This window comes from Streptomyces sp. NPDC002809 (genome assembly GCF_040295435.1).
Taxonomy (GTDB): Bacteria; Actinomycetota; Actinomycetes; order Streptomycetales; family Streptomycetaceae; genus Streptomyces.
Window position 1 is genome coordinate 65,746 of the sequence record NZ_JBEOVJ010000012.1, and the last position, 12,070, is coordinate 77,815.

At 67.2% G+C, this 12,070-nt stretch carries 14 protein-coding genes; 6 read left to right on the top strand and 8 right to left on the bottom strand.

Annotated elements, in window-relative coordinates; genetic code table 11:
* Positions 1-33 precede the first annotated feature (33 nt).
* Together ABT025_RS10695 and ABT025_RS10700 are read left to right on the top strand one after the other, a co-directional pair.
* The gene (locus ABT025_RS10695) at positions 34-1,341 is read left to right on the top strand and encodes a VanZ family protein (protein ID WP_350992174.1); all 1,308 of its coding nucleotides are present in this window, start codon (positions 34-36) and stop codon (positions 1,339-1,341) included.
* Positions 1,342-1,876: 535 nt separating this feature from the next.
* Positions 1,877-2,911: a MarR family transcriptional regulator gene (locus ABT025_RS10700; RefSeq protein ID WP_350992176.1), complete on the top strand. Its 1,035-nt coding sequence runs from the start codon at positions 1,877-1,879 to the stop codon at positions 2,909-2,911.
* 346 nt (positions 2,912-3,257) lie between these two features.
* On the opposite strand, the gene ABT025_RS10705 is transcribed toward ABT025_RS10700, so the two are convergent.
* The 3 genes from ABT025_RS10705 to ABT025_RS10715 are packed head-to-tail and all read right to left on the bottom strand — an operon-like array spanning position 3,258 to position 5,539.
* A complete protein-coding gene (locus ABT025_RS10705; RefSeq protein ID WP_350992178.1) occupies positions 3,258-4,754 on the bottom strand; it encodes a hypothetical protein in 1,497 nt (498 codons plus the stop codon).
* 51 nt (positions 4,755-4,805) lie between these two features.
* Positions 4,806-5,324 (bottom strand): ATP-binding protein, encoded by a 519-nt coding sequence (locus ABT025_RS10710; RefSeq protein WP_350992180.1) that lies wholly within the window; start codon positions 5,322-5,324, stop codon positions 4,806-4,808.
* Positions 5,321-5,539 (bottom strand): hypothetical protein, encoded by a 219-nt coding sequence (locus ABT025_RS10715; RefSeq protein WP_350992182.1) that lies wholly within the window; start codon positions 5,537-5,539, stop codon positions 5,321-5,323. Before ABT025_RS10715 ends, ABT025_RS10710 begins: the two co-directional genes overlap by 4 nt.
* 119 nt (positions 5,540-5,658) lie before the next feature.
* On the opposite strand from ABT025_RS10715, the gene ABT025_RS10720 reads away from it, so the two are divergent.
* Entirely contained in the window at positions 5,659-6,540 is an 882-nt protein-coding gene (locus ABT025_RS10720) for a helix-turn-helix domain-containing protein (protein WP_350992184.1), read from the top strand.
* The gene (locus tag ABT025_RS10725; protein ID WP_350992186.1) at positions 6,491-6,694 is read left to right on the top strand and encodes a DUF397 domain-containing protein; all 204 of its coding nucleotides are present in this window, start codon (positions 6,491-6,493) and stop codon (positions 6,692-6,694) included. The genes ABT025_RS10720 and ABT025_RS10725 overlap by 50 nt, the downstream gene beginning before the upstream one ends.
* 19 nt (positions 6,695-6,713) lie before the next feature.
* On the opposite strand, the gene ABT025_RS10730 is transcribed toward ABT025_RS10725, so the two are convergent.
* Both ABT025_RS10730 and ABT025_RS10735 read right to left on the bottom strand, forming a co-directional pair.
* On the bottom strand, positions 6,714-7,142 hold the full coding sequence (locus ABT025_RS10730) for a nucleoside deaminase (RefSeq protein ID WP_350992188.1): 429 nt from the start codon (positions 7,140-7,142) through the stop codon (positions 6,714-6,716).
* A complete protein-coding gene (locus ABT025_RS10735; RefSeq protein ID WP_350992190.1) occupies positions 7,142-7,990 on the bottom strand; it encodes an LLM class flavin-dependent oxidoreductase in 849 nt (282 codons plus the stop codon). The genes ABT025_RS10730 and ABT025_RS10735 overlap by 1 nt, the downstream gene beginning before the upstream one ends.
* Positions 7,991-8,084: 94 nt before the next feature.
* On the opposite strand from ABT025_RS10735, the gene ABT025_RS10740 reads away from it, so the two are divergent.
* Positions 8,085-8,552, top strand: a complete 468-nt coding sequence (locus tag ABT025_RS10740; RefSeq protein WP_350992192.1) for an Lrp/AsnC family transcriptional regulator — start codon at positions 8,085-8,087, stop codon at positions 8,550-8,552.
* A gap of 382 nt (positions 8,553-8,934) precedes the next feature.
* Here the strand turns inward: ABT025_RS10740 and ABT025_RS10745 are convergent, their stop codons facing one another.
* On the bottom strand, positions 8,935-9,432 hold the full coding sequence (locus tag ABT025_RS10745) for a PASTA domain-containing protein (RefSeq protein ID WP_350992194.1): 498 nt from the start codon (positions 9,430-9,432) through the stop codon (positions 8,935-8,937).
* Positions 9,429-9,998 carry a SigE family RNA polymerase sigma factor gene (locus ABT025_RS10750; protein WP_350992196.1) on the bottom strand — a complete coding sequence of 190 codons (570 nt, stop codon included), beginning with the start codon at positions 9,996-9,998 and terminating at the stop codon, positions 9,429-9,431. The genes ABT025_RS10745 and ABT025_RS10750 overlap by 4 nt, the downstream gene beginning before the upstream one ends.
* 197 nt (positions 9,999-10,195) lie before the next feature.
* Here ABT025_RS10750 and ABT025_RS10755 point away from each other — a divergent pair, with 197 nt between their 5' ends.
* Positions 10,196-10,486, top strand: coding sequence for a Scr1 family TA system antitoxin-like transcriptional regulator (locus ABT025_RS10755; protein WP_350992347.1), 291 nt, complete (start codon positions 10,196-10,198; stop codon positions 10,484-10,486).
* Between the two features lie 79 nt (positions 10,487-10,565).
* Here the strand turns inward: ABT025_RS10755 and ABT025_RS10760 are convergent, their stop codons facing one another.
* A complete protein-coding gene (locus ABT025_RS10760) occupies positions 10,566-12,068 on the bottom strand; it encodes a lipase/acyltransferase domain-containing protein (protein WP_350992198.1) in 1,503 nt (500 codons plus the stop codon).
* Positions 12,069-12,070 lie beyond the last annotated feature (2 nt).

Below are 12,070 nucleotides of genomic sequence, written 5' to 3' on the forward strand. Positions count from 1 at the left end.
GGAGTTCGTTACGCTCGAAAGATATCCGGTTCCATGCTGAATGCCGTTTTCCAAGATCGGGAAATCTTCCTCTTCGCTCTCCTTGCCATCTCGCTCGCCTGCGGAATATTGACCTATTGGGTCACCCGCAAGCACGAGCTTCCGTCCTATGCGATCGCCGCATTCATTTTCTGCCTGGCGATAGCCATAGGGGTGACTGTCTTCATTCCGGGCGGCGGCGGGGCAAGCCACGTTTGCACCGTCAACAAGGACATTGGGGAGCCATTCAGAACGGAACAGGGACTGCTCAATGCAGCCATGTGTGTACCCCTCGGACTCTTTTCAGTTCTGGCATTTCGGCGCATTCCCCCCATTATTGCGTGCGGAGTAATGGCTCCAGCAGTGGTGGAGTTGTCGCAGGCAACCATCCCCTGGATCAGCCGCAACTGCGACAGCAGTGACGCGCAGATGAATACTATTGGGGTGTTCCTGGGTGCAGGCATGGGCTACGCTGTGCTCAAAATGCAAGGTTCGGAAATTGCACCATGGAATCATGGCGCAAAACCGCTTATTGTTACCAGTATATGTGCACTGACTGTCTGCACATTCGTATGGAATCTTGCCATCACCCCAATCGCTGTCGATTCCACCAGCCTTCAGATTGCAGGAGGCGGTGAGAAGGATGCTGCGCGAGCGGCACTCAACGAGGCGTTCAACGACCGGTATTCTCCGGTGAATGTGCAGGTGCAGCCCGGATACGAGGGCGGCTCTGAAACTCTGCTTATCGCTCTGCCCGACGGTTCGGCCACCTTGAGCTGGCCGGATAAAGCCAACTTCAACGTCAGCCTGGAAAGCTCCAGTGTCCCGGGCCCAGGGAGCTTCCCTGTAGTCGATACAGCCGGAGATCCAAAGGATTCCGATGACGCGTACGTGATTGCACAACGCTACGCAAATGAACACTACGAATGGGCCCTAAAGGGAAGCGATTACGAGTCATACCCCGTCGGGGATGGGGCAGAGTTCGGTTGGCTTGTCAGTTGGCGAAAGGTCGAAGGCGGTGTACTCATGCCCATGCGCCTTGATGTCCAGATCAACCGCGCTGGTAGAGTTTCACAGCTGAACGTTCAACGTGGTCCGTTGTCCGTACCTCTCCCTCCTCGTCGAGTGAACCGTGACCAGGCGGAATCCATCGTGAAGGAAACACTCCCGAAAGGTTCTGGGGCAAAAATCGAGGCAGGCAGGCTCGCCGCGGTTCAGAAAAATGGTGAGTGGCGGGCTCAATGGGCAGTATCCATAACTGTTGATGAGTCGGACCCCTATGAGGTTTACGTAGACGCTGAGACCGGCAATGTGAGTCCATAGTGCTGAACTACTGAGGTTGAACTCGTTGGCCCGTGCCAACCTCGCTGTGGTGACGGCAAGTTGGATACTTCCAGGCAACGACGAGGCGATGGGGGCGTCTGACGACCGACTGCCACCCAGCAGTCGGTGCCACCCCCGTTGTTGTCGGCCTCATCCTGTCGGCCTGGTCGCAAGCTGCTGGGAGACCGCAATCCTGGGGTTCGAGCTTCGGGATTCGAGCTTCGGGAGGCCCTGTTCACTCTTTGGTGGGTACGTGACAGGGGTTCGGGCCGGGTCTCGGGTCTCGGGTTCCGAGCGTCGAGGTCCGGGTTTCGAGATTCGAGCGATGCCTGACAACCGGTAGGTAAAAGAAGGTGGTTGGGGAAACCTCCCCCACCTCCCTGACCCGTAACGGCGAGCAAGTATGACCGTTTCTGACCGACTTGCGGCGCAGCGTCGCGGCTGCCTACGGTGCCCCCAACGTAACGACCCCGACGCGGTGTTGATGCACCGGCCGGGGTCTCACCCCAAGATCGCAACCCAGAAAGGCGATCTCGTGGCTATCCAGAACTTTAGTCCTGCCCTGCCGACGCCCGCAGTCCCGGCTCCGTGCCCGAAGGCCAGCCCCGGCTACGGCAAGCGTTCCGTCCCGGACCAGATCCCGCCCCGCGCCGACGACTTCGCGTTCCTGCCGGAGCGGGAGCGGTACATCGCCCGGTACGTCGACACGCTCCCCGAGGGCGCGGCGATGAACATCAAGTCGCTCGCCAAGTGCCAGCCCCTATACGGGCAGATGGCCGTCGGCAGCGCCCTGCGGGCCCTGGGCGTGGCCGGTCACCTGCGCCAGGCGCGGTGCGCGGTCGGTGACGGCGACAACCTCCGCTGGGTCACCCGCACCTTCTGGTCGCGGACCGCCCGCGACAACGAGTGGTGGAACACCTTCCTCACCACCGAGGCAACCCACCGCCTGCCGCAACCAGTGATCACGTCCGCCAAGCCCCCGCCGCCGTGGGTCCCGGCCGAGCCCACACCCCCTGCCGCACCCGAAAAGCCCGCCGAGCCCGCCACGCCCGCTCCCGTCGTACCTCCCCAGCGCACCGGGCAGCCACAGCCCACTACGCCGGGAGGCTCGTCACCTGCCTACCTCGCCCTGACCCGGCTGGGCCCCGCCGACAAGCGCCTGGGGCTCTCCGAGGACGACTGCCGCGAGCTGGAGGAGCTGGCCGCCGAATGGTTCGCACGCGGTGTGGACGCCGACTACCTCGTCCACACCGTCACTGCCGGGCTGCCCGCGGTCGTCGACTCGCCCCTCGGCTTCGTCCGCAAGCGCCTCGTCACCAAGCTCCCGCCCCAGCAGCCCGCCGCCCCGGCCCCCGCACCGCCCGGCACTTCAACACCCCGCCTGATGGCCGAATGCACCGACTGCGGCGCCCCCGGCAAGCCCGAAGCGTTCCGCGACGGACTGTGCGGCCCCTGCCGCCAGCCCGCTCAGCGCCCCGAAACCGATTCGGCGTCCGCCGGGGCACCCGGCATCGAGCGCGACCTCCAGGCCCACATGAAGCGGCTTCGCGAACAGCTGAAGCTGCGCTGACGGTCTCTCTCGCGGGCTCAGGGCTCATCAGCACCCACTACCGGCCGCACGCCGCACGCGCGTCAAGTCTCGTGGGACAGCGCACAGCTTCTATCCCTGAGCGGCACGGCCGACCTGGCCGGCTTGCTCGATCCTCGCGCAGTAGGCCGCCCGGGATTCCTCACCGATCGTCGCGGCCGAGTGTTCCCACGTGCGCCGGTAGAGCCCGATGATCTGGTCGGTCCCGTCCGCTTGCCGAGGTCGGCCGCGTCGCGAACGAGGGTTTCGCGGTGGCGCCGGTAGTCGGCCGCCCACAGGACTGCGGCCTCCGGACCCACGACGGGTCACGGAGGGACCGCACGACGGATCATTGAGGGGGCGCAGGGGCGCGCACGCGGAGGGTCATCGGGTTGTTGAAGAAGCCTGAGCCGTGCTGCTGCTCATGGAAGCTCTCGCCAGGGCCGCCGCCGTAGACGCGGAAGAACCAGGTGGTGCCGGTGTGCTGGTTGAAGTCGTTCTGCAGCCTGCTGCGAGGCCTGCCCAACGTCTCTTTCATGGCAGCGGAGTTGCACAGCACTCTCGCGACCTTGTCGAACTTGTCCTTGAGCTTCATCAGGTCGTCCCCGTCTTCCAGGTCCACCAGGTTGGTCATCCAGCTCTTCTTGCCCATGGCCTCCTGGTAGAGGGTCTGGAACACCTGCTCCCGCAGGACGGTATCGAACTCGTTCCGCGCGTAGTTCTCCAGCGTCACCCGGCAACTGCCGTCGAGGGACGACGCCACCACCGCTGCGAAGTGGTAGCCCCAGACGTCCTCGCCGCGGTCCTGCGGCGGCGCCACTGCATGGTCCAGCTCCGTCAGCGCGTTCATGCTGAAGATGCCGTAGCCCTCGCCGACGTCGGGCGTGGCGAACTCGTTGATTCCGAGGGTCTCGGCCGTCCCTCGTCGCCCACCGTCGCGGATCGCCTCGCCGTAGGAGAGGCCGAGGTCGTCCAGCCCAGCCCTGCTCGCCAGGTCACCAGCCGCTGTCAGCGCCGCTTCCGGGGTCAGCCCGCCGTCGTGGGTCTGCGCGATCCGCCCGGCCAGGTTCTGCACCCGGGGGTCGGAGGTGGCGTTGGGGTTGATGTCGAACCCGGTTCCATCGGCGAGGCGGACCCCGGACCGCTTGTCGTGCTGGGAACCGATCAACTTGCAGGCCAGCGTGATGCAGGTACTCCTGACCAGGTTCACGAACGCGTCGGTGGGCTCCTGCATGGGCTCCTGCGCGAGGACGGGCTGCACCCTTTGCAACGCCGCCCCCTGACCGATAGTCAAGGACCGCCCCTGACTTCCCAGCCGCAGCGGGCTGTTGACCTGCGCCAGCGCATCGTTGGCGCGGGCCACCACCTCCTGAGTCGCGTAGAACTCCTTCGGCTCGGGCACATCGTGGACGGCCAGGGTGCCGTCGTCGGCGACACGCAGCCCGGCCATTGCCGGGTCCACCCGCTCGGAGGCGTAGCGGACGCGCTGCCTGATGTCGACCGGCTCGTCGGTCCACCCGCCGCCGATGACCGCCCTGGGCTCCAGGCTCTGGGACAGGAAGTGAGGCCCCCGGTCGTCGCCCGTGTGAGCGGTGGTGAAGCCCTCCGCCGACACGTCCTGGATGCGCTGGACCGTGGTCTCCCGGGCAGGCTGCGGATCGCAGTGGCCGTGATGCCGGTACGCGCCCTGTTGATGCGCGTCCTGCTGGAGCAGGCGGAAGGTGGTGGTGTTGCCGAGGGTACGTTGCAGAGCCCGGACCTCTTCCGCGGACCGGCTCCCGCGACCTCCCCCGAGCACCGGAGTGACCGCGTCGACACGGCGCACCGGCTTGCTGCCGCTCTCCACAGGGACGGGTTTCCGTGCATGGTCGTGCGTGCGAGTCACGTGCGTACCTCTCTACCTGCTGCGGTGTGCCCCTCTGCCTAACTCCGCGGGGGATCGGACAGCAAGGTCTGCCCGGGCACAGTTGTCGGTGCGATCGGGCAGCCTTTCGCTGAACTCCATGTGAAGTGAGCATGCATGGGCGTCCGTAAGAAGGACGGGTGCTCGCAACTCGCACCACACCTTCTTGCGGTACGGCCCCTGCTCCACGCCCCACCGCAGCGCCAGCGCGTCCACGAGGAGCAGCCCGCGCCCGGATTCGTCACCGGTGCCGGCCGACCGGAGCGCCGGCCAGACGCCGGGAGTGGGGTCGCTCAGTTCGGCGCGGACGCGGCCGGTGTGCGTGCCACTCACCCGGAGCGTGACGGGGGTCCCCTCACCAAGATGCACAATCACGTTCGTCAGCAACTCACCGACACAGAGCGTCAGATCGGTCGTATCCGCGCCTGCGAACCATGCACGCAGTATCCGCCGCACCTCCGGTACGGCCTTCGGCACGGCCGGCAGGTCGACCGCGAGCGGCAACACGGTCATCCGTCGGCCGCCGGCCGCAACGCCTCGGCCAGCCGCCGCGCGGTGGCCGTGTTGCAGTTGCCGAGCGCGATCAGCGGTGGCCGCGTCGTGCGTGCGGCGAGGGTCAGGGGGTCGACGCCGAGCGAGGGGAGCGTGATGCCGTGCGCGGTGAGCGCGGCACGGAGGGCGTCGATCTCCGCGCCGATGTCGTACGTGACGTGCTGCGAGTCGTCCATGAGGACCCGTACACCTTTCGTTGCTGACTGTGACGAACACCTCACACGCTGCCGCACGGGCCTCTACCGTGAAAGGGGTTCCCGCTCCACAGAGCACAGCGCGAAAGGCGGTCGGCAGGGTGGCCACACGCAAGGAGATCGACGGATCGGCGGGAGTCCCGCAGTTCTACGGGAAGGAGCTGCGCTTCAAGAGGGAAGAAGCGGGCCTGACCCTGGAGAAGCTGGTCGAGGGCAGCTTCTACGGCATCACGTACCTCAGCGAGATCGAGCACGGCCATCGCCGGATGCCGGTGGAACTGGCGCAGCATGTGGACCGGGTGCTGGGGACGGACGGGTTCTTCCAGCGGCGTTGTGAAGACGTACGAGAAGCGCGCCGCAAGGGCCATGCCCAGTACTTCGAGCGCGTGCTGGAGACGGAGAACCAGGCGGTGACGATCGGGCAGTGGTCGCCCACCGTCATCCCCGGCCTGGTGCAAACGGAGGCGTACATTCGCGAGCTGTTCCGGGCCGAACGCGTGCCGGGTCTTACCGAAGAGACGGAGGTAATGGTCCAATCCAGGCTGCAACGGGCCCAACATCTCCTGGACCAGGGCAATCCGGAGTACTGGATCGTCATCCCCGAGACCCTGCTCTGGCAGCCGGTCCTGCAGCCGCCGCAGATGGCTGAACAGCTTGAACATGTGGCCGCTCTCACCAGAAGCGGACGGATCATTCTACAGATCGTCCCGTGGAACACTGGGGCTCACGCCCTCATGTACAACAACGCCATGCTGCTGGACTACGCGGACGCGCCTCCGCTCTTCTACACCGAAGGGCAGTACCACGGGAACACGATCGACGATCCGGGGATCGTCAAGCAGTATCGGAGGTCCTACGATCTGCTCAGGGCCGCCGCCGAGTCGCCGGACTCATCCCTGGCAGTGCTCGAAGCAGCGACAGAGGACTATCGAAATGGTGCGCTCCCCAAGCATCTTGTACGGCGCAAACTGGCGGAGGAGTAGTTACAGCAACGCCAATGGCGGCGACTGCCTCGAAGTCGCCGAAGGCCACCCCGGCCTCGTCCCCGTACGCGACTCCAAGCGCCCCCACGGCCCCGTACTCATCGTGAACGCGGCCGCCTGGGCGCCGTTCGTCGAGGCCGTCAAGGCGCCCTGACCTGCCGGAAACGCAGAGGTCAGGCGTAGTACGGCTGCATCACCGCCCGCACCTCCTCCAGCAGCGCCGGTCCCTCCTGCGGCACGGGCGGGCGGCCGTTGCCCGGCCTGATGTCCAGAAGCTGTTCGCTCGACAGGGCGAACACCACGCGGCGCAGCCCCGCCTGCTGGATGGCCGCCTCACACATCGAGCAGGCCTGGCAGCTGGTGTACATCGTGGTGGCCGCCGCCGTGGCCGCGTCCAGCTCTCTCGCCGCCCATCGTGCGAGCTTCAGTTCCGGGTGCGCGGTGATGTCCCGGTCGGTGAGCGTCGTGTTGCGGTCCTCCGCCAGAACCGTCCCGTCCGGGGCTGCCAGCAGCGAGCCGAACGGCGGGTTGCCGCTTTCGCGTGCCTCGGCCGCGAGGGCGATGGCGCGCCTGAGGAGGGTGTGGTCTTCGGGCGTGGTCATTACTGCTCCTTCAGGTTCAGGTGCGCGGCCACCGTGGCGAGGGCCTGCTGGGCCGGCTGCGGACGCATGGTCTCGCGGGGGTCGCCGTTGTACGTGTCGAGGACGACCGTGTCGGCGCCCAGCAGCCGCAGTTGGTCGAGGTCGTCCATGATCTGGTCGATCGTCCCTTCGCCGGCGAGGCGTTGCGGGCCGTCGACCGGGGCAGGTGTGGGCCGGAGCACGATCCGGGGAGCGAAGGCGGGCACCGGCAGGCTCTCTTCGTGCGCGGTCGACTTCAGCCGGTCCGCGGCTTCCCGCAGCCAGGGCATCGTGCAGCGCAGCGGGTGCCAGGCGTCACCGAGCCGCACGGCCCGGCGTATGCCCGCGTCGCTGTTGCCGCCGACCCATACCGGGATCTCCGAGTCCCCGTACGCGGCCTTGTCGGCCCAGGCCGCCCGCATGTCCCGCAGGGCGGTGTCGGTCAGCCGCCCCCGCTGCTCGAAGGGGATGCCGAGGGCGGCGAACTCCTGCCGCGCCCAGCCCACTCCCACGCCGAGGACCAGCCGGCCGCCGCTGAGGGCGTTCAGGTTGGCCGCCATCCGGGCGGTGAGCAGCGGGTGCCGGTAGGGGGCGATGAGGACCGTCGTACCGAGGCGGATCCGGGTGGTGAGGCCGGCAAGCCAGGAAAGGGTGGTGAAGGGCTCGTAGAAGGGGGCCGGATACTGCTCGGCGACATCGGGCGTGATCGCGATGTGGTCGGAGACCATCAGCAGGTCGAAGCCCAGGCCCTCCACGGTCCGGGCCCAGTCGTGCAGGACTCCGGGGTCGGTGCCGGGTCCGAAATTGAGGACGTTCACTCCGATCTTCACAGGGACGAGCCTAGCCAGGCCGTACCGCCCGGCAGAAGGGATTCCTGCCTGTCCGGGCGCAGTTCACCCGTGGATTCCCCGGTAATCTGCTCGAATGGCCGAGAATCTTGATGCGACCGACTGGGCGATCCTCGACGAGCTCCAGCGCGACGGCAGGATCGCTTTCACGGAGCTGGCCCGGCGGGTGAACCTGAGCGCGTCTGCGACGACGGAACGGGTGCGGCGGCTGGAGGCGGCCGGAGTCGTCACGGGATACCGGGCGGAAGTGGATCTGGAGCGGGCCGGATATGTGGCCCTGGCGGTCGTCCGGCTGAAGTACCCGGGGAGCCGGCACGAGCCGTTGCGGCGGCTGCTCGAAGAGCGTCCGGAAATTCTGGAGTGCCTGCGTACCACCGGCGACGACTGTTACGTGCTGAAGGTGGCGGCCACCTCGATGGCCCATCTGGAGGAAGTCGTCGACGCACTGGCCGAGTTCGGGAGCACGACCACCAACCTCGTCTTCAGCCGGACGCTGCCACTGCGCGGCCCGCGGGAACCCCACGCGGACCTCACCACACGGTGAGATGCAGAAAGGCACTGCCGGCCACCCCCCTCAACGTGCGGCTGTGGCACGCAGATGACCTCCGGCCCATTGTTCGAAGGTGGTGAGTGAGATGCGGAGTTCCCGCGCGAACTCCGGGCGGGCTGAGCGTGCTCGTTGATATGTGACTGGCCGAAGCCCATGTCGGGCATCCCTGCGGCGGTTGCCTCTTCCCCGGTCAGATCAGTATCGATGAGGGTCACAGTCCAAGGGCCAAGTTGGTGCCGGCGAGACAGCCGTTGAAGACGTCGGGCCGATACTGGATCTACTTGAGCGCTTCTGCCGTCGATACGGCGGTTCGGACCGTCCTGAGTGGCTCGCGCGCGCACGCTCAGGACGGGCCCTCACCCGACTACGTGCCCGATCAGCCCTCGCAGAGCTTCACGTTCACCGTGTCGCCCCTGCTCACGATCTTCGGGCTGTGGGGAGTGACCTCGACGACTGAGGTCGGCTTGCAGCCGGGGCTGGTCACCTTGACGATGGTGCCGAGCTTGAGCTGAGCCTTGATGAACTGTCCCTTGGCCGTGGCCAGGTCCATGCCCGTGAGGTCGACCGCGATGGGCTCCTTCGTGAGGCCGCCCAACAGGAAGGTGGCCCTGTTGTGGTCGACGGTGGTGGCGGCGGGCTTCGCCGACGTCTCGGAGCCGGCGGTCATGGAGGCCAGCGCCGTGCCGCCCCCTGCCACCATCAGGGCGGCGGCGCAACCGGCGATGAGTGTGGTCCGCCTGCGGCGGGTGCGGTGGACCATGCCGGCCGTGTCGAAGGCCGGTGCGTTGGTGGAGTGCGCGAAGTTTTTCATGGCGTCGATCAGTTCCTCTTCAAATGGTGTGCAGCCGGAAGGCCGCGGTTCGTACGGACTCATCGCGTTCCTTCCATGAGCTGCTGCGGTGAAGGGGCGGAGTGTGCGGGGAACTGGCCTCTGAGCCGGTCGATGCCGCGGGCGAGTTGGGAACGGACGGTGCTCGGCAAGATCTTCAGGTCGGCCGCTATCTCGGCGTCGGACAGATCGTGGAAGTACCGCAGCACCACCACTGTCCGCATCCGTATCGGCAGTTGCTGAAGAGCACGGACCAACTGGTCCCGGCTGTCGATCCGTCCGTACTCGTCTCCCGGCGCGGCCGTGTCGCCGTCGACCGGATGCTGAGCCGTACGCCGGAACCTTCGCCAACGGTCGTTGGCGAGATTGATCATGATCCGTCGCACGTACGCCTCCGGGGCATCCTTGGCACTGATGGTGCGCCACTTGCGGCAGGCCCGCTCCAGGGTCTCCTGCACCAGATCCTCCGCCGCGTCTCGGCTGCCCGTCAGGACGAGTGCTCCCCGGAACAGCGCGGCCGACCGGACGGTGACGAATCCATGGAAGTCCTCCTCCACCGACTCGGCTCCGCCGCGCTCGGCGCCCGCTGCCCACTTGGCTGCCAGATTCACACCCTCCCCCCTTCCTGTCACCCCTCCTTGACGGGGAAGGCCATGGAACTGCTGCACGGCCACGGGGTGACCTGGGTCACGTTGGCGACGTTCACCCTTCCTGTCGGCCGCCTGCGCCATCCGTGGAATCGTCGCCCCCACTACCGTCTTCGTAGCCCCCCGACCGCACCCATTGATCAAAGGGCCCGGCAGAACCCCTGCCTCCCACACCTGCTCCGAACACCGGCGGGCGCCATCGGGTCGGCGAGCGCAACTCGCACCACACGGTTTTTGTCCCTGGCCTGCTTCAGACGGATGGCTACGCACGTGCGCTGTTCCGTGTCGAACGTGCGCCGGATCTCCCCGAGGAAATAGACGCAAAGGTCAATGCACGATTGGAGCGGGCCCAGTCGCTCGAACGCCGTCGAGTCCCGCAATATTGGGTCATCCTGCCCGTGCCCCTGCTGTGGACGCCGATCCTGCAACCTCAGCCAATGGCCGCGTCGTGAGCGCCGCCGCGTGGGCGCCGTTCGTCGCATCCGTCAAGGCGCCCCGACTCCGCCGACGTCCCTGTCCGGCGCCGTCGGGTCAGTCGTCCAGCGGCGTCACACCGTCCGGACCGGCGAACACCAGCTGTGTGAGCGGGGAAGTGAGGTAGTCGGCCTCCACCGTGACCCGGTACAGGCCGGTGTCGGGGACCTCCAGTTCCGCTTCGAGCGCATCGTCGTCACCTGCGTAGAGGCCGGCCTCCCGCTGGAAGCCCCCGTCGACCGCCGTCACGGTGCAGTCGATCCCCGACGGATCGTCCGTACCGGTGATGCGCACCAGCCATTCGGTGTTCGGCACCACATAGTCGGGGACCGTCAGGCCGAGGCCGTCGTCTGCCTGGTCGGGGCCCAAGTGCTCGTCCTCCAGGAGGAAGTCGACCACGGCCCGCGTCGCGGCCTTGTCGGCGGCGAGGGCGCCGTGCTGAAGAGCGAGGGGCACCGCAGCACGCGTCAGGGCCGCCGATTCGCGGTGGACCGTTCCGTCGCCCCCGACCTGGAAGCGGCGCGGGGCCCCGTCCGGGTCGCGCATCAGCTCGCCGTCCGAGTGGGTCCGGAAGCAGTACTCGGAGGCGATGACCGTGCCGTTCTCCAGCCGCATCGACTGCACGGTCTCCTGACGGATTCCGACGACCTGGCGGTGGTGCGGGAACGGCTTCGCCCGGAGCAGGTCGAAGAACTCCTGGGATGTTCTGGCCAAGTCCTTGTCGCCGCCCAGCGCAGCGACGTCGGAGGGGGTCAGGCGACGGACGTCGAGGCCGTCCTCGACGCAGAGGAAGCCGGGCAGGAGATCGTGGACGCCCGGCATCGCGGAGGCGAGGGCGGCGAGCCGGCTGTGCGGCAGCGGCAAAGGGGCACCCTGGGCCGTGTTCAGGATGTTCGCCGCGACGACCGAACCGCGAAAGGGCGTACCGAGCGTCATGACGCCTCGGGTGTCCGCTTCGAGATCGCTGTCGAAGCCGAGGGTGAGGGCCGCGTAGGTGACGAGGCCGCCCATCGAGTGGGCGACGAAGACGAGACGGGCCTCGCGCTCGTCCACTGCCTGGAGGCGTGCCTCCGCGTGGGCCGGGTGCTGTCGCCACTGCTCCAGGTGATCACGGGCCTCGCTCGCGAGCCGTCGCGCGTTGACCTCGACCGGCAGCCGCCAGTCGTACGGGAACGGCATGACGGCGGCCGGATGGGCGACCGTGTTCTCGATGGCCGCGGTCATCCTGTGGTACGGCTCGATGCCTCGCAGGACCGGGCTCCACGCCGGAATCTGCAGGAGCCTGCGCGCCTGGATCCGGCCGTAGTCCCCGGCCTGTTCCTCGGCGGTGAGATGCAGGGGCGCGAGCCCGCCCTTCGTCAGCCAGGCCTTCGCCAGCCACGTGGGATGTGCCAGGCCCCAGAGCACCTTGCCGGTGCTCGTGTCGTACAGCTCGCTGCCCATGATTCCCGGTACGAGAACGACGGCGTCGTGCGTGACGGCGGGGGTCAGTCCGGGAGTCGTACGGGGACGGCCGCCGGGGACGCGGCCCGGCGGATTCGTCTGCGGCTGCTCAGTCATGC